Raw genomic sequence first — 19,370 nt, forward strand, 5'->3', positions numbered from 1 at the left:
GGCATGACAGGAATTGCGTATGAAGTCGATGTTTATGGTGGTATGTGCGCTGATGGGGGCCACGGCCCTGCCGCTGCAGGCCGAAGAGACGCTGCCGGGCAACAGCCCGGTGCGTTTTCTGGTGCAGGCGAACCGCGAAAGCCCGCTCTCGAGCGTGGTGGCGGGGCGGATGGCGAAAGTGAACGTGCAGCTCGGCGATAAAGTGGCAGCAGGCAAAGTGCTGGCGACGCTGGACTGTAGCGATCTCACCGCCCGACGTGCGGCGGCGCAGGCCGAGTATCACGGGGCACAGCTGCGCTACGAGGCGAAGGCCAAACTCCAGGGGCTGAACTCCGCCGCCCAGCTTGAAGTGGGGCTGGCGGCAGCGGAGGTTAACCGCACCAAAGGCCAGATGGGGATCTTCGATGCCCAACTGGCTCAGTGCCGCTTTGTCGCCCCCTTTGATGGCCGGGTGGCACGCGTCTACGTCAAAGAGGGGCAGGGCGTGGCGGCAGGCGGCGGGGTGGTTGATCTGGTCGGCAGCGGCACGCCAAAAGCGCGACTCAACGTGCCGTCAGGCTGGATAGTCTGGCTGAAACCGGGCGTCACCCTTGAGGCGACGGTCGGGGAAACCGGTAAAAAATACCCGCTGACAGTGACCAATATCAGCGCCCGGGTGGACGCAGTAAGCCAGACGGTGGAGATCGAGGCCCGCTTCCCGGATAACGTCGACGGCGTGCTGCCGGGCATGAGCGGGCAAGCGGTGCCGCTGTGCGCTGCGGGGGATACTGCCTGTCCGGGCAGCGGGGCCGCGTCGTGATCGCAGGTGCTCAGGGCTGGCGTCTTGCCGCCCGTATCGCCCGCATCAAAGAGTACAGCGAGCTGGGCTTTGTTATCTGCAACGATACGCGCCAGCTGGTGGAGTACCGCCAGGCGGCGCTGATGCGCGTCACGGGTGAGAAGCAGGCCCGGCTGGTGGCCCACTCCGGCCTCAACGATGTGGATCGCAATACCCCTTACGCCCTCTGGCTTGCCGAGGTCAGCGCCGAGATTATCCCGCGCTGCCGCAAGCTGGCCGAGGGTGCGCGGCTGCTGCCGCTCTCCGCTGTGATGTTGAGCGAGCCGCTGCAGGCGGCGTGGAACGAGTGGCTGCCGGAGTACGTGTGGGTCTTTCCGCTGACCGGCCCGCAGGGCGAACTGCTGTCGCTGCTGTTTTTAGGCCGGGACGATCCCTGGCCGGGCACCCTGACGCCGGATTCCGCCGAGTTTGCCCTGCTGCAGCTCTGCGGCCTGTACGGTTACGCCACCTGGGCGCTGACCGCCAGACCCTCAGCACTCAAGCGGCTGTGGCAGCGCAGCGGCGGCAAACGTCTGCTGTGGGTGCTGCTGGCGCTGATTGCTATTTTCTGCATTCCGGTGCGGGAATACACCCTGGTCCCGGCGGAGATCGTCTCCCTGGAGAGCGAGGTGATCGCCTCCCCGGAACAGGGAGTGATCCAGCGGATGGTGACGATGCCAAATGCGACGGTGAAAAAAGGCGACGTGCTGGCCGTGCTGGACGACACCACCCTGCGCAACCGGCTGGCGGTGGCAACCGCAGAGCTGGCTACGTCGGACACCACGCTGCATCAGGCAACGCAGAAGGCGATTGAAGATCAGCAGGCTAAATCCGAGCTGGCGATGGCGGAAGGGCGCTGGCGCGAGAAGCAGGTGGAAGTGGCCTCCCTCCAGCGCGAGCTGGATAAACTCACCATTCGCGCGCCGCGCAACGGCGTGTTTGTCTACTCCGATCCCGACGACTGGGCCGGGCGTCCGGTGCAAACCGGCGAGCGCATCGGCCTGCTGGCGGATCCGGATAAGCCGGGCGTCAGGGCCTGGGCCCCGGCCAGTGAATCCACCAACCTCAAGCAGGGCGCACCGATGACGGTGTTCCTGAAGGTTGCCCCGCTGAGCCCGCTGAGCGCGACCCTCGACTACGCCGGGTATCAGACCGTCGAAGCCCCTAACGGGGTGGCGAGCTACGTGCTGCGCGGCTCGCTGCAGGGCGATACCGCCGAGGCGCGGATCGGCCTGCAGGGTACTGCCCGCGTCTCCGGCGACTGGAAGGCGCTGGGCTATCTGCTGCTGCGCCGTCCGCTGGCGACCCTGCGCGCCTGGGTGGGCTGGTAATGGCACAGATCCCTGGCGTCAGCCCGGTGTGGCCCGCCCTGCGCGAAGAGCTGCAGCTGCGCGATGCTGGAATCAACCGCGACGGCTCCCCGGCCTGGCATCTGAACGATCCGGTCAGGAACCTGTGGTTCCGGCTGGGGTGGCTGGAAATTGAGATCCTTAAGCGCTGGCCGCTGGGCAAACCGCAGGCGATTGCCGACGACATTAATGCCCGGACCACCCTGCAGGTACTGCCCGAAGACGTGGATGAATTCGTCGGCTTTTTGCAGCAGCACCAGCTGCTGAAAATCCCACGCTATCGCCCGGAAAAGAGCCTGTGGACGCACCTGCTGCACAGCTATCTGTTTATCCGCATCCCCCTGGTTCATCCGGGCAAGATGCTGAAAACCCTCCTGCCGTGGGTGAGCGTTCTCTTCTCGCGCACCTTTTTACTGCTCACCGCCGTGGCGGGCCTCACCGGGCTGACCTTAGCCGCCCGGCAGTGGGATTCCGTTGAAGCGACGCTGCAAAATGCAGTGAGCTGGCAGGGGGCGCTGGGCTTTATGCTGGCGCTGGTGTTGTCCAAATGCTGGCACGAACTGGGGCACGCCTTTATGGCGACGCGCTACGGCGTGCGGGTGGGGCATATGGGCGTGGCGCTGCTGGTGATGCTGCCGATGGCCTATACCGATACCGGCGAAAGCTGGAAGCTCAGCCGTTCCCGGGAGCGGCTCAAAATTGCCTGCGCCGGGATCATGGCCGAGCTGGTGCTGGCGGCATGGGCGACGCTGCTGTGGTCGTTCGCACCGGAAGGGGCCTTTAAAAATGCGCTCTTTTTCCTTGCCACCACCGCCTGGGTGATGACGGTAGCGATCAACGCCAGCCCGTTTATGCGCTTTGACGGCTACTTTATTCTGTGCGACTGGCTGGACTTCCCGGGGCTGCACGAGCGGGCCGGGGCCTGGGCCAAACGGGCGATGCGCAAGGTGCTGCTGGGGCTGGAGGATCCCCTCCCGGACAACGTCTCGCGCGGGTTTTCCCGCGCCCTGACCCTGTTTGCCTTCGCGACCTGGTTCTACCGGCTGATGCTGTTTATTGGCATCGCCATTGTGGTCTACCACGCCTTCTTTAAGGCGCTGGGCGTGTTCCTGTTTGTGATTGAGATAATGACTTTTGTGGTGCTCCCGATGATCCGAGAATTAAAAGTCTGGTGGCAGCGTCGGGCGGAGATCCGCCGTACCCGGCGGCTGCGTATCGTGCTGGTGCTGGCGGCCCTCTTCGCGGTGCTGCTGCTGCCGTGGTCGCGCAGCGTCTCGATGCCTGGCGTGATTGACGCGGCGCTGGTGCAACCCCTGTACACCCCGTTTGGTGCGATGATGCTTAAGGCGCGGGTGCAGGATGGCGAGACGGTCAAAAAAGGGCAGTTGTTGTTTGAGCTGGATGCCCCACAGCCCGAAACGGACGAGCATAAGGCCATCGCCATGCGTCAGGCCTGGGAAGCCAGCGCACGCGGGGCGCAGGGGCTGGATAAAGAGAGTGCGGCCAGACAGGTGCTGGCCGAGCAGATGGCGCGCCAGTTCGCCCTGCAGCAGCGGGCGGGCAACATGGAGCTGCGTCGGCTTCAGCTGTTTGCCGCCATCGATGGCCGCATCGAGGAGCGTAATCTGACCTTGCAGGAGGGGAGTTGGGTTTCGCCGGGCGATCGGATTGCCACCGTGATCGACGCCAGCCGCTGGCGGGTGGATGCCCTGGTCACCGAGGACGATCTGCAGCGCATTAAGCAGGGGGCTTCTGCTAACGTCTTCCTGCCCGGCCAGATCCAGCCGTTAAGCGGAACCGTTGTTTCCGTGGACCAGCACAGCCTGGCGAAGCTGCCGTCAATGGCGCTGGCGAAAGAGTTTGGCGGCACCATCACGCTGGCCCCGCGAGTCCCCCCGAAAGAGCTGAAGCCAGAGAAGGTCTGGTATCGGGTGTCGATTCAGGGTAACGACGGGCAGCCGTCGATCGCCCGGGAAATGCCGGTGCAGGTGGTGGTGAAAAGCGACGGCCAAAGCCTGGCCCATCGCTGGATTAACAGCGCGATGCTGATGCTTATCCAACAGAGCGGGATGGGGAAAGAGGGCTAACATTTTGTAAAAAAAGAAATGTCCCCACAGCCTGGATTTTTTCACCCTTCTTTATCATGCTGATTAGACCTTACTCACCCGAGTGGGGGAGCCGTAGCGCATATTCACAACAAGGAATCAGGTTATGAAAAAGTCGATCGCCATTTTGCTGGGAACTGCTGTGCTGTTTACCTCCAACGTCTTTGCTGCTGAGCTGATCACGCGTGAGGACTTTAAAAAAGTCGAAACGCAGTATGAAAAAATCGGTACGGTGTCGACCTCGAATAAAGTGTCGCCATCCGATGCGAAGAAAGAGCTGATTGAAAAAGCCGACAAGAAAGGCGCTGACGTGCTGGTGCTGACGTCCGGCCATACCGAAAACAAAATCCACGGCACGGCGGATATCTACAAGAAGAAATAATGCTGATGCCACCCCTGTACGGGGTGGCACTTATTCACCCCGCAGCAACCTGATGAATCAACTCACTGGCCGATAACGGCTTGCTGAAATAGTACCCCTGCAGATAATCGATGTGTTTGTTGCGCAGATGGTCGGCCTGCGCCTTGGTTTCCACCCCTTCGGCAATGATCTTCAGGTGCATGTTTTTCGCCAGATCAATCAGGCTATCCACCAGTCGCGTATCGTCACTGACCCCAATCTGGCTGACAAACAGCTTATCAATCTTAATGAATTCCGGGTTGAGGGCAGAAATATAGGCCAGATTGGAATAGCCGGTGCCAAAGTCATCCAGCGCCAGCGAGATATTGGCCCGGCGCAGGGCGGCAAACCATTCACTGAGCTGCGGGGTAAAGTGCAGCGGGTGCCGCTCGGTGATCTCTACCACCACATGGCTCTGGTTGGCGTTAAGCTTGCGCACCATGTCGCGGGAATCGCATTCAAAGCCCGGATCGAGGCAGTTCTGGGCGCTGATGTTGATACAGATATAGGTCCCGAGCGGGAAACGGTGGATCTGATGCTGCAGATCCGCCACCACCTGCTCCATTAGCAGGTGGGTCAGGGGCACAATCAGATGGTGTTGTTCCGCCAGCGGAATAAAAACATCCGGCGAGACATAGCCGTACAGCGGGTGACGCCAGCGGGCCAGCACCTCTATCCCGGCAATCTGCCCGCTGCGGGCATCCATAAACGGCTGGTAAAAAGGCGCAATCTGCCGCTGGACAATCGCCATGCGCAGCGTGTTGACCGGTGAACGCAGGCGCCGGGAAAAACAGCGCGCTAACCCGGCGTTGAGCCCCGCCAGCACCGCGTTGACGCTTTTATGTGCCCGTTTCATCCCGCTACCCTCTGTGGAAATCAAAATTTGACCCAGTCGGCTGGTGAGTGAGCAGGGGCCTTTTTCATGCGTGCCGTGGCCGGGGCCCGGACAGGGGCGCGAGGCGCTGCGTCCGGCACCTGGAAAATCGCCACCACCTGTTCCAGCTGAACGGCCTGATCCTCCAGCGAACTGGCGGCGGCGGAAGACTCTTCCACCAGGGCGGCGTTTTGCTGGGTGGTGGTGTCCATCTCGGTCATCGCCTGGGCAATCTGTGAAATTCCCCGACTCTGCTCGTCGGTGGCGGCGGCAATCTCGCTCATGATGTCGCGCACCTGCGCCACGGAGGTCTCGATGCGCGACATCGCCTCCCCGGCGCCGCTGACCAGGGTGAAGCCGCTGTCCACGTGCTCCACCGATTCCTGGATCAGGTTTTCGATCTCTTTTGCCGACTGGGCGCTGCGCTGGGCAAGGGTGCGGACTTCTGCGGCCACCACCGCGAAGCCTTTGCCCTGATCGCCCGCGCGGGCCGCTTCAACGGCGGCATTCAGCGCCAGAATATTGGTCTGGAAGGCGATGCTGTTAATGACGGTGGTGATCTCAGAGATGCGGTGCGAGCTGTTACGCACGTTCTTCATGGTGTCGATCACCTTCTGCGAGATCGCGCTGCCCTCGCTGGCATGGGTCGACGCCTCCTGCGCCAGCAGGCGCGCGTGGTTGGCGTTTTCGGCATTCAGCGCCACGGTGGACGTGAGCTGCTCCATGCTGGCGGCGGTTTCGACCACGGCGGCGGATTGCTGCTCGGTACGTGAGGAGAGATCCATATTCCCGGCGGCAATTTCGGATGCCGAGCGCGCCACGCTTTCCACCCCTTCACGCACGTCATAAATGATGCTTTTCAGGTTCTCATTCATCGTGGCGACCGCCTGCATCAGCAGGCCCGGCTCGTCCCGGCGGGTGCTGGTGAGGGTACTGGTGAGATCGCCTTTGGCAATCAGCCCGGCCACCCGTAAGGTTTCACTCAGCGGACGGGTAATCGACAGGGTGATCCCCAGCGCCAGCAGCACGCCCAGCATGATGCCGATAGCAGCGACAATGCCCATCTGGATCTGAATGCTGTCGACGGTATCCGCCACCTTTTTCTGCTGCAGGTCAAACAGGCTCTGGATGGCCTGAGTCAGGCCGACCGCTTTTTCGGTTAAGGCGTCGGACAGGGCCGACTGGGTTATCCAGACAGTGCGGTAATTTTCCAGCTCCGGCCCGATGCGTTGCATATTGTCGATGCTCGCCTGCAGCATGGGCTGCTGGGTTTCGGGCAGCATCGGCAACAGCTGAACGGCATCGATTTTACCGGTCTCCAGACGGGTCTGAACCGCTTTTTGCAACTCTGGCGTCGGGTGCTGTTTATAGAGCGCCATCTGGGAATCAATGTCGCTCATGATAAAGGCCACCTGCGCGGCCAGCAGCGACTGTGATCCGGATAACGACGGATCCCGGCTCAGTCTGATAATCAGCTCGGCGTTATCACATAACACCTGAGAAGAGAGGCTCTGCTCACTCTGTTTTTTTTCCGACAGGGCTTTGGTAAATGGCGTCATCGTAACAATGTAGCTCTTAACGGCATTGGCGGTGTTGTCCAGCGCCGATTTGCCCTCTGGCGACCAGCTAAAGGTATTAAGTGAGGCAATCGTCGCCTGCATCTGCGCCGTAGCGGCGTTGGTTTGATCAAGGTACTGTTGATCCAGGGTGTACTGGAAATTTGCACGCCCCAGACGTACTGACGAAAGGGCGTTAAACAGATTGGTGGTTAAGCCATTTTTTTCCACTTTATCCTGAATGTTATTCAGCGCCAGTAAACCCGATGCCAGAATGGCAAGTGTTACCAGTAAGACGACGGAAAAACCGAAAAATAATTTCCGGCTGACTTTTAAATTTACAAAGTGATTTATTATATTCATGTACTCTTCCAGTATCGATGCAAATCGAAGAAAAGGTTTTTGCTATTTATCAATCATTAAGCGGGCAGAAATTGTGGATCATACGATGTAAAAAAAAGCCCTTTGCACAGCGTGCTCAGGGCAAATGCCTGAGTTGACATCACTCACTCAGACTATCTGATTTCTCCTCTATTTTATCAGGGAGAGTAGGGAGTTCACTCAATCTGTAATAAACGGGAGTCACGTTGTTATAATTAATCATATAACCGCGGCCTTTAATGTTACGGATAAAATTATCCGGCAAACCGAGCAGGCACAGTTTTTTATTCAGGTTATGCAGTACTTGCCATAAACGCTGGGTGGAGGGCGATAAATTATGTTCCTCCCAGATCTTTTCGAACAGCTCTTCTTTGGCGATAACCTTTCGGCGGCCATGCTCCAACAGATAAAGAAATAGCCTGAGCATCGTTTCATTAAAATAGATCGACGCAAATGCCATGCTTTTGTCGGTGTGGCTACCCGTGAGTCGGTACAATCGGCGATTAGAAATATCAAAATGAATTTCGTCGCCAATCATAAAGCCATAGAGTCGATAACCCATCTCATTTATTCCTGCATGATGTTAAATCGGATAACCACTCAACAGTGATACTACAAATTTACCCACACCATTTATGTGGTGGATTATATGGCTGCTATGAATGCTTTCCAATACACACCCCTGTGCACTATAAGAAACGGGTAAGTAAACCCTCATATATCGTGTTTTCGTTTATGTAATTCATATTTACAGAATAAAAAGCTACCATTAATTGTTATGGTGTGTTTTTGTATTGAATTAAGGTAATGAGTCCATGCATCAAGATGAAATGGCGAATTTACGCGCCGAATCAGTATTTCACGCTGATGACGAGAGGAAGATGCGGTGCTGACCCGCCATCCCCTCTTCAACTGAATACACAATGTGTTCTGGCGGGTGAAAAGAGGAGTGAAGTTATATGATTTATACTGAATCAGACGCGCTTCGTTACCCTCTGGCCGCGCTTTGCATTGGCGGGAGATGACGGCTATATTTTTGATAACTAATCTAAAAAAAATGAATCAGAAATTTGATTAACCGTATCCCTTTGAAATGCAGCCTGTGGTCACAACATGAAAAATGCTTTTTTGATTAACGAGACGGTGCTTTTTGAACCCGATGCGCGACGAGTTTGCTCGCGGACCCATTACCCTGAACGCGCAGTGATCATGCATGGCCCGGTGAGTGAGTGCCTGCTTCAACTCCTTGAACACAATGACCAACTGCTGACCCAGCGCTATCTCTTTGCCACGGTATGGGAGAAACAGGGCGCCGTAGTGACCACTAACGCGCTGTATCAGACTATCGCCTCAATCCGCAAAGCGCTGAAAACAGCCGGGCTGGCGGACAACGTTATTATCACCGTTCCTAAAGCGGGGTTTAAATCCATCGCGCAGCTGCGTACCGGCACGGTAGACGAGCTAATGGAACGGAATAAAACAGTTCCTTTACCGGTTTTACCCGACATATCTACCGAAGAACCGAAACACGTCGCCACCCCAGCGGCGTCGCGAGTCTGGACCTCCCGAATAGCATACTGGCTGGCCGGAGGCTTATTTTTACTCTCGTGCAGCGTGCTGATTCTTACCCTTAGACAGGGCGAGTCGGTATTCGCCCGCTATCAACCGATCGGGAAGAGTGCGGGTTGCGAGGTCTATTCTTCCTGGCATGATAAAGAGAAAAGTCACAGCATATTGGCCGCGCTGTCGCAGCGCTTTCCGCTACCCTGTAAAAGCGGGGATGTTGCGTATCTGACGCTGAATCATTCGCAGCAGGGGATATCGGTCATTATTTGCGATAGGATACCGGTAAACAGCGCCGCCCGCTGTCAGTCTATTTTTTACAGGCAGCCGTATGATGAAAATGAATAACGTAACTCTCCGCTGGGGACTGATTATTCTGGCGATTGCCGCCCCACTGCTGGCAGCGGGATATATTCATTATCAGCGCGATAATTTTAGCTGCGAGTCGCACATCACCATTGTAGAAAATCATGCTGTTGTCGATGTGCTGATGAATTTTTCTTTCAACGATGGCAGCGGTATTTATCAGACCACCGGTGAATATAGTAAAGAGAATCAGCCGCCGATTTCGCTCAGTAATAATGTGACCTTTGATTACTGGCGTGAAGAGGGTCGAATGATTATGGTCTCCAGCGAAACCAATGAATTACCGAAAGTAACCTTACCCTTCAGATTATCTATTCCGGATTTCTTCCGGCACCGGGAGCGTGGAATAAGGCTGCAGATCGTCCCGGCCAATTCCGCCAGCTATTATTTTATCTACAAGAATTCCCCGGTCTTCTATTGCACTAAAGGGTAATAAGGCGCGGCAGGGGACTGCTTTACTTGGCTTTTTTTACCTTGTTGCGCATATTTACACTTGATCACAGATAGATAATGAGTATAGTTCTCATTCTCTTTAGTGTTTGCGGGCATGTAAGGATATTTCCCGCACGTTAAGTGAGCGTCGATCTCACATGGAACACAGAGTGTTAACGGTGGACGCTAATGGCCTGACGGCCTCATATCACAATCCTAATCGCAACGCATAAGCGGCGCAGGCGTCCTCCTCAAATTCGATTTGTACGGTAAAGGATGTTCCTGATGACCAAAAAATTGTCTGCCCTGGCGCTGCTCGTCGCCGTCTCCCTGAGCGGCTGCGCGGCTCAGCACACCGCGACAACCACGCCTGCCGCCGACGCGCCGAAACCGGCAACGGCCCCTGTACAAACCAACGTTGTGAAGCGCGATCTCGCTGATGGCCTGTATGAGATGGTGCTGAGCCCGAAAGGCGATGCGCTGTACGTCGCCAGCGCTGAAGGCTTTAAGGACGTGCAGGGCGGGGTGGTCTACAAGCTCGACCCGAAAACGCTGAAAACCTTGGGCCGCAGCCATACGGATCTGAAAAACTTTGCCCTCGCCATCTCCCCGGACGGCAGCACCGTCTATGCCACCAACTCGCTGGACGGCGGGATCAGCGCCATCAGCACCGCCGACGGCAAAGTGAAACAGCGCCTGCTGTTTACCGAACGCAACAAAGAAGGCTACCCGTACGGCGCGCGTCAGGTGCTGCTGCATAACGACGTGCTGTACATCGGTGGCGTAGGCGACCCGGCGGTGGTTTGGGTAGTGGATGCGAAAACGCTGAAGCTGAAAAAGACCATCAAAAACGCCGGACAGTGGGTCACCGGCCTGATGTGGTCTGAGCAAACCCAGCGCATTTACGTCGCCAACGGCGGCGGCGAAATTCTGGTGCTGGATCCCGTGCGCAACCGCATCGAAAAACGCTGGAAGCCGCTCGGCGACAAACCGGCCCTGCTGCTGAACCTGGCAGAAGACAAAGCCACCGGCCGCCTGTTCGTGACCGACAACTCCAAAGCGAAAACCACCCTGGTGCTGGATATCCGTACCGGTGAGGTGATTAAGCAGCTGGATGTCGGCGACTCGATGGGGGTGAAATTCAACCCGGCGCGTAACGAGCTGTACATCACCCAACGCGAAAGCGGAAAAGTACTGAGCCTTGATGCCACAACCTTTGCCGTGAAGCAGAGCTGGGATCTGCCGCCGAACCCGAACAGCCTGCTGCTGTCGGCGGACGGTCAGACTCTGTACGTCACCGTCAAGCAGGCATTCAACAAAGATCACTCGACTAACGGGCCGGACAGCGTAGTGCGTATCGCCCTGAAATAATTTTATTACCTATAAAAATTAAGGCCCGGCAACGGGCCATTTTGCGCTGATTTTGAACGAGTTAATTATGAACCACACCAGAATAATGAACAAAACGCTGCTGGCGCTCGCCATCGGTGCCATTACCTCTTCCGCGATGGCGGCGGAGAGCAAAAAAGAAGACACCATCGTGGTGCAGTCCGCTGCCGCCACGGAGTTCAAACCCGGCGGCGACCAGCTGGTGCCGGCCTTCCTTGACGGGCAGGTGGCAAACGGCGGACGCATGGGGATGCTCGGTCAGCAAAATGCGATGGATGTGCCGTTTAATATCATCAGCTACACCTCCAAACTGGTGGAAGATCAGCAGGCGCGCACCATCGCCGACGTGGTGGCGAATGATGCGGGCGTGCAGTCCGTGCAGGGCTACGGCAACAGCGCCGAAAGCTTCCGTATTCGCGGCCTGAAGTTTGATGGCGACGACATGACCTTTGGCGGCCTCTCCGGCGTACTGCCGCGCCAGGTGGTTGACGCCCAGATGGTGGATCGCATTGAGATCTTTAAAGGTGCCAACTCCCTGATGAACGGCGCGGCCAGCTCCGGCGTGGGCGGGATGATCAACCTTGAGCCGAAACACGCGGGCGCGACCCCGCAGGCGAAGGTCGGGGTCGATTACACCTCTGAATCGCAGATTGGCACCACCCTGGATGCCGGTCGTCGCTTTGGCGACAGCGACCAGTTTGGCGCGCGCGTTAACCTGGTTCACCGTGAAGGCGAAGCGCCGGTCGAAAACGATCGCCGCCGCACCACGCTGCTCTCGACCGGCCTCGATTACGCGGGCGAAGACTTCCGCACCTCCGTGGACCTGGGGTATCAGAAGAAAACCTTCCACGGTTCAGAGACCGGGGTTAACGTTTCCGGCGTCAACTTCGTGCCAGAGCCGCCGAAAAACGATCGCAACTACTCCCAGAAATGGGCTTACAGCAATATCGAAAACGAATTCGGGATGTGGCGCAGCGAGTACGACATCACCGACAGCTGGACCGCGTATACCGGTCTGGGTGCGCAGCACGCCCATGAAGAGGGGCTGTACAGCGGAGCGAAGCTGGTGGACGCCAGCGGTAAAGCCACCGCCACCCGTCTGGATACCAACCGCATCAGCGACAGCGTGAGCGGCATGGCGGGCATTCGCGGCAACTTTGATACCGGATTTGTTTCGCACAAGGTTAACGTCGGCTACTCGGCGATGACCAAAAACGAGAAAATCGCGTGGAAGATGTCAGCGGCGGCGAATAACCCGGTGACCAACATCTACCACAACACCGGCGTCAATGCGCCGCCAAGCACCAATTCCAACGGCGCAGGTGGTAACTACAGCGATCCGCTGACCAGCGGCCGGACCCGCACCCAGGGCTGGCTGTTGAGCGACACCCTGGGCGTGCTGGACGACAGTCTGCTGTTCACCGCCGGTGCCCGTCATCAGAAAGTGGTGATCCGCGGCTATAACAAAGTCACCGGCCTGGAAAACGCGGGCGACAGCTTCGACGGCGACCGCTGGATGCCAACCTACGGCGTGGTCTACAAGCCGTGGGAGCAGCTGTCCCTGTACGCGAACCACACCGAAGCGCTGCAGCCGGGTAAAACCGCGCCCAACACCGCCACCAACTACGGGCAGAGCACCGGGATTGTCCACTCTAAGCAGAATGAAGTGGGCCTGAAGGCCGACTTTGGTCGCGTTGGCGGCTCGCTGGCGCTGTTTGAAATTAAAATGCCGACGCCGATCCTCGACAGCAACAAACACTATGGTCTGGATGCTGAACAGCGTAACCGCGGCGTTGAGCTGAACGTCTTCGGCGAGCCGATGCTGGGCCTGCGTCTGAACGCCAGCGCCACCTGGCTGCAGGCGGAGCTGACCAAAACCAAAGACGGGATCAACCAGGGCAACGATGCGATTGGCGTGCCGAACTTCTACGCCGTACTGGGCGCAGAATACGACATCAAGCCTGTTGACGGTCTGACCGCCACCGCCCGCGTCAACCACTCCGGTTCCCAGTATGCGGACCTGGCAAACAGCAAAAAGCTCGACAGCTACACCACTCTGGATCTGGGCATGCGTTACCGCTTCGCGGTCAACAATAACCAGAACCAGATGACCGTCCGCGCCGGTATCGAGAACGTTACCGACGAGAACTACTGGTCAAGCGTAGACGACAGCGGCACTTACCTGTTCCAGGGTGAGCCGCGTACCGTTAAGGTTTCCGTCGGCTACGAGTTCTGAGTTCCACCCTCGTTATCCGGGGCAAGGATGCCCCACCTTCATACCCGCGCCTTTACTTGCTACCACCTGGCTGAAGTGTTAAAAGGTGCCCCTTCCATAGAAAGAGACAGGGGTCAGACGTGAAAAACGCGTCATCCGCTTCAGACAACGGTGTTGCTGAAGCCTCGTCGGAACAGATTCCGACGCTGCATCGTGGTTTACAAAACCGACATATTCAACTTATCGCCCTCGGGGGCGCTATCGGCACCGGGCTGTTCCTCGGCATCGGCCCTGCCATTCAGATGGCAGGGCCTGCGGTGCTGCTGGGCTATGCCATTGCGGGCGTTATTGCGTTTCTAATCATGCGCCAGTTGGGTGAGATGGTGGTTGAAGAGCCGGTATCAGGCTCCTTCGCCCATTTTGCCTATAAATACTGGGGACCGTTCGCCGGCTTCCTCTCCGGCTGGAACTACTGGGTGATGTTCGTGCTGGTGGGGATGGCGGAGCTGACCGCTGCCGGTATCTACATGCAGTACTGGCTGCCGGACGTGCCGACCTGGATCTGGGCGGCGGTATTCTTCATCATCATTAACGCCGTCAATCTGGTGAACGTGCGCCTGTACGGCGAGACTGAGTTCTGGTTTGCGCTGATCAAAGTGCTGGCGATTATCGGCATGATTGGCTTTGGCCTGTGGCTGCTGTTCTCCGGCCACGGCGGCGAGCGCGCCAGCATCGACAACCTGTGGCAGCACGGCGGATTCCTGGCCACCGGCTGGAAAGGGCTGGTGCTGTCGCTGGCGGTGATCATGTTCTCGTTCGGCGGGCTGGAGCTGATTGGCATTACCGCCGCCGAAGCGCAGGATCCGCATAAAAGCATCCCGAAAGCGGTTAACCAGGTGGTGTACCGCATTCTGCTGTTTTACATTGGCTCGCTGGTGGTTCTGCTGGCGCTCTATCCCTGGGTGGAAGTGAAATCGGACAGCAGTCCGTTTGTGATGATTTTCCACGACATGAACAGCAACCTGGTGGCTTCTGCACTCAATTTCGTGATTCTGGTGGCGTCCCTGTCGGTGTACAACAGCGGCGTGTATTCCAATAGCCGAATGCTGTTTGGTCTGTCCGTGCAGGGCAACGCACCGAAGTTCTTAACCCGCGTCAGCCGTCGCGGCGTGCCGGTGAATTCGCTGCTGCTTTCCGGGGGGATCACTTCGCTGGTGGTGCTGGTTAACTACCTGCTGCCGCACGAGGCCTTTGGCCTGCTGATGGCGCTGGTGGTGGCAACGTTGCTGCTGAACTGGATTATGATCTGCCTGGCGCACCTGCGTTTTCGCGCGGCAATGCGACGCAAAGGGCGTGAGACGCAGTTCAAAGCGCTGCTCTATCCGGCGGGGAACTATCTCTGTATCGCCTTCCTGGCGATGATCCTGGTGCTGATGTGCACCATGGACGGGATGCGTACCTCGGCAATCCTGCTGCCGGTGTGGATTGTGTTCCTGTTTGCGGCGTTTAAACTGTCACGTAAGAAGTAGTGCGGCTTTCGCCCGGTGGCGCTGGCACCACCGGGCAGCAATGCTGCTCATTAATCAAAAATGAAATGCAACGCGCTTCCCGGTTGGCAGGATGACGTCAATGCTCACTTCGCCTCCCAGGGCTTTTACATAACGTTTAAGCGTTGAAAGGCGCGGATCATTGTCCGGCTGTTCAATCTTTGCAACGGTCGGCTGTTTTACCCCCATTGCGGCGGCAAGCTGAGTTTGGGATATGTTGAGCTCTTCACGCAGTTGGTTAAGGGCGACGATAATGCGCAGCTCTTCCACTTTCGCGGCAATTCTTTCTTTACTCTCTTCACTCTGCTGGGCCATCAGTTCTTTTAACGTAGCCATGTGGCCTCCTTACTTGCCAGATATTTGCTGAACTCAGCGTCAGCTATGCTGATCATTTGTTTGTAGAAACGTTTTTCGACTTTTCCTGTTTTGTTGCCAGCGCATAAAATAATGGCTTTACGGGCCGGATCGAATGCAAAAAAAGCGCGAATGGGATCGCCTGCGTGCTGAATACGTAGCTCCTTCATGTTCGCATAATGTGACGCATTGACCGTGTCGACCCAGGGGCGTCCAGGCTGTGGTCCGTATTCTGAAAGAATGTGCATGACTGCCAGTACATCTTCCTTCAGGTCTTGTGTCTGGTGGTTAAACCATTCGTCAAACGTATCCGTTGTTTCGACTTCCCACATAGTGATGTCCTTATAGCCTTTTGGCTATAAAATAATATAGCCAAAAGGCTATAGCTACAAGTGAGTACATCAACAATTTGCTGTAGGTCGACTCATACGAAGCCGCCCCTTTCGCACCGAATTTGATCTTTATCGTGATCGCCTTCCCAGATCTCCATCAACGTGCAGGATCTTTATTTTGTAATCGATTACTTTCTGTTTGATGCAGTTTGTAATCGATTACTTTTTAAGGGTGGGGATCAACATGGTGTCAACAACTGAAAGTAGTGGAAAGGTGATGGGGCAGCATCGGCTGCTGGTTCCGCGCCTCTCTTTAATGATGTTCCTGCAATTCTTTATTTGGGGTAGCTGGTCAGTCACGCTTGGGCTGGTGATGACCCAGCACAACATGTCGCTGCTGATTGGCGATGCGTTCTCGGCGGGGCCAATTGCCTCGATTTTGTCACCGTTTGTCCTTGGGATGCTGGTCGACCGCTTCTTTGCCTCGCAAAAGGTGATGGCGGTGATGCATCTGGCAGGCGCGGCAATCCTGTGGTTTGTCCCGGGCGCGTTGATTGCTGAAAACGGTGCCCTGCTGATTGGCCTGCTGTTTGGCTACACGCTTTGCTATATGCCAACTCTGGCGCTGACCAACAGCATCGCTTTCCACAGCCTGGCGAACGTCGACAAGACCTTCCCGGTGGTGCGCGTGTTCGGCACCATCGGCTGGATTGTGGCTGGGATCTTTATCGGTGTCACTGGCGTGGCCTCCAGCGTCACCATCTTCCAGGTGGCGGCGGCCAGCTCCGTTATTCTGGCACTCTACAGCCTGACGCTGCCGCATACACCCGCTCCGGCCAAAGGCCTGCCGGTGAAAATGCGCGATCTGTTGTGCGCCGACGCCTTTGCCCTGTTGAAAACCCGTCACTTCTTCATTTTCTGCCTGTGCGCAATGCTGATCTCGGTCCCGTTGGGCACCTACTACGCTTACACCGCGTCATACCTGGCGGATGCCGGTATCGCTGATGTCAGTACCGCCATGTCGTTCGGCCAGATGTCTGAAATATTCTTCATGCTGGTGATCCCGCTGCTGTTCCGCCGTCTGGGCGTGAAGTACATGCTGCTGATCGGCATGCTGGCGTGGTTTGTTCGTTACGCCATGTTTGCCATGGGCGTGAGTGAAGAGGGCCGCGTGCTGCTGTATCTCGGCATCCTGCTGCACGGCGTCTGCTACGACTTCTTCTTTGTGGTGGGCTTTATCTACACCGACCGCGTGGCGGGCGACAAGGTGAAAGGCCAGGCGCAGAGCATGATCGTGATGTTCACCTACGGCATCGGCATGCTGCTGGGCTCACAAATTTCCGGCGCGCTGTACAACCGTCTGGTGGCCGGCCAGCCCGTGCCTGAAGCATGGGTCACTTTCTGGTGGATCCCGGCGGTTGCTGCTGCCGTGATTGCACTCGTTTTCCTTGTCTCGTTCAAATATGAAGACGACAAGGCGTAATATCTGGAGGTGGTATGAGGACAATTAAAGGTCCGGGGATTTTTCTGTCGCAGTTTATCGGGGGGGACGCGCCATTTAATACCCTCGATGGACTGGCAGGCTGGGCAGCGGAAAAGGGCTACAAAGCCCTGCAAATTCCCTGCAACCATAAAGCGATTTTTGACGTAGAGCGGGCGGCAGAAAGCCAGGCCTACTGCGACGAAATTCGCGGTACGCTGGCGGCGCACGGGCTGGTCATCAGCGAGTTGTCGACCCATCTGGAAGGGCAGCTTGTTGCTGTGCACCCCGCCTACGATGAGGCCTTTGATAACTTCGCTCCACCGGCGGTGCGCGGTAATCCCGCCGCCCGTCAGGCGTGGGCGACCGATATCATTAAAAAGGCGGCCGTGGCATCGGCCCGGCTGGGGTTAACCGCCCATGCGACCTTCTCCGGTTCGCTGGCCTGGCCGTTTATGTATCCCTGGCCGCCGCACAACGAGGCGCGTTTTGAAGCCGCCTTTGGCGAGCTGGCCCGTCGCTGGCGGCCCATTCTGGACCTCTTCGACGAGCAGGGTGTTAACGTCTGCTTTGAACTGCACCCGGGTGAAGACCTGCACGATGGCGTGACCTTTGAGCGTTTTCTGGCGTTAGTGGATAACCATCCCCGCTGCAACATTCTGTTTGATCCCAGCCATCTGCTGCTCCAGCAGATGGATTACCTGGCGTTTATCGACCACTACCATACCCGCATCAAGGCGTTTCACGTCAAAGATGCGGAATACCGCCCTAACGGGCGCAGCGGCGTGTACGGCGGGTATCAGAGCTGGATCAACCGCGCCGGACGTTTCCGCTCGCCGGGCGACGGGCAGGTGGATTTCAAGGGCATTTTCAGCAAGCTCACCCAGTACGACTATGACGGCTGGGCGGTGCTGGAGTGGGAGTGCTGCATGAAGGATGGCGACACCGGGGCGCGCGAAGGACGCGAATTTATCTCCCGCCACATTATCCCGGTATCCGCCCGGGCGTTTGATGATTTTGCAGCAGGAGAACGTCATGATTAACGTCGGCATTATCGGCAGCGGTTTTATCGGCCCGGCGCATATCGAAGCCCTGCGCCGCCTCGGTTTCGTGCAGGTCGTCGCCCTGTGTGACGGCTCGCAGGCGCTGGCGGAAGAGAAAGCCAAAGAATTAAACATTCCCCACGCGTACGGCAGCGTTGAGGCGCTGCTGGCGCACCCGGATCTGCACGTGGTGCACAACTGCACTCCGAACCATCTGCATGCCCAGATTAATCGTCAGATCCTGCGCGCCGGGAAGCACGTGTTCTCGGAAAAACCGCTGTGCATGACCCCGGAAGAGGCGCGCGAGCTGGTGGCGCTGGCGGAACAGGCGGGGGTGATCCACGGGGTCAGTTTTGTCTATCGTCAGTTTGCGATGGTGCGCCAGGCGGCCAGCATGCTGGAAGCGGGTGATCTCGGACGCTTGTTCGCCGCCCACGGCAGCTATCTGCAGGACTGGATGCTGCTGGAAACCGACTATAACTGGCGGGTTGATGCGGCGCTCGGCGGGGCGTCGCGTGCAGTGGCGGACATCGGTTCCCACTGGTGCGATACCATCCAGTTTATCACCGGGCGACGCATTACCGCGGTGATGGCCGATCTCTCTATCGTCTGGCCAACCCGCAAGTCCAACGTCGCCGGGAACCAGACCTTCAGCGAGGCGCAGGAGGCGGTGTACGAAGACAAGCCCGTCAGCACCGAGGACTTTGGCTCGGTACTGTTCCGCTTTGACGATGGCAGCAAAGGCAGCTTTAACGTCTCGCAGGTCAGCGCCGGGCGTAAAAACCGCCTGAGCCTGGAGGTCAACGGCAGCGAAGCCTCCGTGGCCTGGGATCAGGAAGTGCCCCAGCAGCTGTGGGTCGGGCATCGTGCCCAGCCGAATCAGACGCTGACCGACGATCCGAGCCTGATGAACCGCGACGTCGCCAATAGCGCCCACTTCCCGGGTGGGCATATCGAGGGCTGGCCCGATGCCTTCAAAAATATGATGGCGCAGTTTTATCGCGCAGTGCAGGCAGGTTTTATGCCTGAGAAACCGGTGTTTGCCACCTTTCATGACGGAGCAGATGTGATGTATATCATTGATGCAATAGTGAAAAGCCATCGGCAGCAGGGCTGGGTGAGCGTCGAACGTTAACCCGTTGCCCGGTTCGCCGGGCAGCGAATTTA

General features: G+C 57.5%; 17 protein-coding genes. 12 read left to right on the forward strand and 5 right to left on the reverse strand.

Annotated elements, in window-relative coordinates; genetic code table 11:
• Positions 1 to 19: 19 nt before the first annotated feature.
• From M8014_RS16140 to yahO, 4 genes are all read left to right on the forward strand, one after another.
• Positions 20 to 799, forward strand: a complete 780-nt coding sequence (locus M8014_RS16140; RefSeq protein WP_271283409.1) for an efflux RND transporter periplasmic adaptor subunit — start codon at positions 20 to 22, stop codon at positions 797 to 799.
• A complete protein-coding gene (locus M8014_RS16145; RefSeq protein ID WP_271283410.1) occupies positions 796 to 2,148 on the forward strand; it encodes an efflux RND transporter periplasmic adaptor subunit in 1,353 nt (450 codons plus the stop codon). Before M8014_RS16140 ends, M8014_RS16145 begins: the two co-directional genes overlap by 4 nt.
• The gene (locus tag M8014_RS16150) at positions 2,148 to 4,253 is read left to right on the forward strand and encodes a site-2 protease family protein (RefSeq protein WP_271283411.1); all 2,106 of its coding nucleotides are present in this window, start codon (positions 2,148 to 2,150) and stop codon (positions 4,251 to 4,253) included. The genes M8014_RS16145 and M8014_RS16150 overlap by 1 nt, the downstream gene beginning before the upstream one ends.
• A 124-nt stretch (positions 4,254 to 4,377) precedes the next feature.
• Positions 4,378 to 4,653 carry a DUF1471 family periplasmic protein YahO gene (gene yahO / locus M8014_RS16155; protein ID WP_271283412.1) on the forward strand — a complete coding sequence of 92 codons (276 nt, stop codon included), beginning with the start codon at positions 4,378 to 4,380 and terminating at the stop codon, positions 4,651 to 4,653.
• A gap of 34 nt (positions 4,654 to 4,687) precedes the next feature.
• Here yahO and M8014_RS16160 read toward each other — a convergent pair whose 3' ends face one another.
• The 3 genes from M8014_RS16160 to M8014_RS16170 all read right to left on the reverse strand — a co-directional run bounded on the left by M8014_RS16160 (position 4,688) and on the right by M8014_RS16170 (position 8,044).
• A complete protein-coding gene (locus M8014_RS16160; protein WP_271283413.1) occupies positions 4,688 to 5,527 on the reverse strand; it encodes an EAL domain-containing protein in 840 nt (279 codons plus the stop codon).
• A gap of 20 nt (positions 5,528 to 5,547) precedes the next feature.
• A complete protein-coding gene (locus tag M8014_RS16165; RefSeq protein ID WP_271283414.1) occupies positions 5,548 to 7,464 on the reverse strand; it encodes a methyl-accepting chemotaxis protein in 1,917 nt (638 codons plus the stop codon).
• 139 nt (positions 7,465 to 7,603) lie between these two features.
• Positions 7,604 to 8,044 carry a winged helix-turn-helix domain-containing protein gene (locus M8014_RS16170; RefSeq protein ID WP_271283415.1) on the reverse strand — a complete coding sequence of 147 codons (441 nt, stop codon included), beginning with the start codon at positions 8,042 to 8,044 and terminating at the stop codon, positions 7,604 to 7,606.
• 551 nt (positions 8,045 to 8,595) lie between these two features.
• Here M8014_RS16170 and M8014_RS16175 point away from each other — a divergent pair.
• From M8014_RS16175 to pheP, 5 genes are all read left to right on the forward strand, one after another.
• Positions 8,596 to 9,393, forward strand: a complete 798-nt coding sequence (locus M8014_RS16175; RefSeq protein WP_271283416.1) for a winged helix-turn-helix domain-containing protein — start codon at positions 8,596 to 8,598, stop codon at positions 9,391 to 9,393.
• Positions 9,377 to 9,844 (forward strand): hypothetical protein, encoded by a 468-nt coding sequence (locus tag M8014_RS16180; RefSeq protein WP_271283417.1) that lies wholly within the window; start codon positions 9,377 to 9,379, stop codon positions 9,842 to 9,844. The genes M8014_RS16175 and M8014_RS16180 overlap by 17 nt, the downstream gene beginning before the upstream one ends.
• Positions 9,845 to 10,128: 284 nt before the next feature.
• Positions 10,129 to 11,214 (forward strand): YncE family protein, encoded by a 1,086-nt coding sequence (locus M8014_RS16185; RefSeq protein ID WP_271283418.1) that lies wholly within the window; start codon positions 10,129 to 10,131, stop codon positions 11,212 to 11,214.
• A gap of 67 nt (positions 11,215 to 11,281) precedes the next feature.
• Positions 11,282 to 13,468, forward strand: a complete 2,187-nt coding sequence (locus tag M8014_RS16190; protein ID WP_271283419.1) for a TonB-dependent receptor — start codon at positions 11,282 to 11,284, stop codon at positions 13,466 to 13,468.
• A gap of 119 nt (positions 13,469 to 13,587) precedes the next feature.
• Positions 13,588 to 14,976, forward strand: coding sequence for a phenylalanine transporter (gene pheP, locus M8014_RS16195; protein ID WP_271283420.1), 1,389 nt, complete (start codon positions 13,588 to 13,590; stop codon positions 14,974 to 14,976).
• A 54-nt stretch (positions 14,977 to 15,030) separates the two neighbouring features.
• On the opposite strand, the gene M8014_RS16200 is transcribed toward pheP, so the two are convergent.
• Together M8014_RS16200 and M8014_RS16205 are read right to left on the reverse strand one after the other, a co-directional pair.
• Positions 15,031 to 15,330 (reverse strand): helix-turn-helix domain-containing protein, encoded by a 300-nt coding sequence (locus M8014_RS16200; protein ID WP_271283421.1) that lies wholly within the window; start codon positions 15,328 to 15,330, stop codon positions 15,031 to 15,033.
• Positions 15,318 to 15,680: a type II toxin-antitoxin system RelE/ParE family toxin gene (locus M8014_RS16205; protein ID WP_271283422.1), complete on the reverse strand. Its 363-nt coding sequence runs from the start codon at positions 15,678 to 15,680 to the stop codon at positions 15,318 to 15,320. The genes M8014_RS16200 and M8014_RS16205 overlap by 13 nt, the downstream gene beginning before the upstream one ends.
• A gap of 244 nt (positions 15,681 to 15,924) precedes the next feature.
• On the opposite strand from M8014_RS16205, the gene M8014_RS16210 reads away from it, so the two are divergent.
• From M8014_RS16210 to M8014_RS16220, 3 genes are read left to right on the forward strand one after another with little or no spacing between them, the layout of a single operon-like run.
• Positions 15,925 to 17,163, forward strand: a complete 1,239-nt coding sequence (locus M8014_RS16210; protein WP_271283423.1) for an MFS transporter — start codon at positions 15,925 to 15,927, stop codon at positions 17,161 to 17,163.
• A 14-nt stretch (positions 17,164 to 17,177) separates the two neighbouring features.
• On the forward strand, positions 17,178 to 18,203 hold the full coding sequence (locus tag M8014_RS16215; RefSeq protein WP_271283424.1) for a sugar phosphate isomerase/epimerase family protein: 1,026 nt from the start codon (positions 17,178 to 17,180) through the stop codon (positions 18,201 to 18,203).
• Complete coding sequence (locus M8014_RS16220; protein WP_271283425.1) at positions 18,196 to 19,338, forward strand: Gfo/Idh/MocA family protein; 1,143 nt, start codon at positions 18,196 to 18,198, stop codon at positions 19,336 to 19,338. Before M8014_RS16215 ends, M8014_RS16220 begins: the two co-directional genes overlap by 8 nt.
• Positions 19,339 to 19,370: the final 32 nt, after the last annotated feature.

Origin of the sequence: Silvania hatchlandensis (assembly GCF_025564065.1) — a bacterium.
GTDB lineage: Bacteria > Pseudomonadota > Gammaproteobacteria > Enterobacterales > Enterobacteriaceae > Enterobacter > Enterobacter hatchlandensis.

What these genes read in the sequence shown, in the direction of transcription:
- M8014_RS16140 (WP_271283409.1), top strand. Translation starts at nt 20, where the DNA reads ATGAAGTCGATGTTTATGGTGGTATGTGCGCTGATGGGGGCCACGGCC.
- M8014_RS16150 (WP_271283411.1), top strand. Translation starts at nt 2,148, where the DNA reads ATGGCACAGATCCCTGGCGTCAGCCCGGTGTGGCCCGCCCTGCGCGAA.
- yahO (WP_271283412.1), top strand. Translation starts at nt 4,378, where the DNA reads ATGAAAAAGTCGATCGCCATTTTGCTGGGAACTGCTGTGCTGTTTACC.
- M8014_RS16160 (WP_271283413.1), bottom strand. Translation starts at nt 5,527, where the DNA reads ATGAAACGGGCACATAAAAGCGTCAACGCGGTGCTGGCGGGGCTCAAC.
- M8014_RS16165 (WP_271283414.1), bottom strand. Translation starts at nt 7,464, where the DNA reads ATGAATATAATAAATCACTTTGTAAATTTAAAAGTCAGCCGGAAATTA.
- M8014_RS16170 (WP_271283415.1), bottom strand. Translation starts at nt 8,044, where the DNA reads ATGGGTTATCGACTCTATGGCTTTATGATTGGCGACGAAATTCATTTT.
- M8014_RS16175 (WP_271283416.1), top strand. Translation starts at nt 8,596, where the DNA reads ATGAAAAATGCTTTTTTGATTAACGAGACGGTGCTTTTTGAACCCGAT.
- M8014_RS16180 (WP_271283417.1), top strand. Translation starts at nt 9,377, where the DNA reads ATGATGAAAATGAATAACGTAACTCTCCGCTGGGGACTGATTATTCTG.
- M8014_RS16185 (WP_271283418.1), top strand. Translation starts at nt 10,129, where the DNA reads ATGACCAAAAAATTGTCTGCCCTGGCGCTGCTCGTCGCCGTCTCCCTG.
- M8014_RS16190 (WP_271283419.1), top strand. Translation starts at nt 11,282, where the DNA reads ATGAACCACACCAGAATAATGAACAAAACGCTGCTGGCGCTCGCCATC.
- M8014_RS16200 (WP_271283421.1), bottom strand. Translation starts at nt 15,330, where the DNA reads ATGGCTACGTTAAAAGAACTGATGGCCCAGCAGAGTGAAGAGAGTAAA.
- M8014_RS16205 (WP_271283422.1), bottom strand. Translation starts at nt 15,680, where the DNA reads ATGTGGGAAGTCGAAACAACGGATACGTTTGACGAATGGTTTAACCAC.
- M8014_RS16210 (WP_271283423.1), top strand. Translation starts at nt 15,925, where the DNA reads ATGGTGTCAACAACTGAAAGTAGTGGAAAGGTGATGGGGCAGCATCGG.
- M8014_RS16215 (WP_271283424.1), top strand. Translation starts at nt 17,178, where the DNA reads ATGAGGACAATTAAAGGTCCGGGGATTTTTCTGTCGCAGTTTATCGGG.
- M8014_RS16220 (WP_271283425.1), top strand. Translation starts at nt 18,196, where the DNA reads ATGATTAACGTCGGCATTATCGGCAGCGGTTTTATCGGCCCGGCGCAT.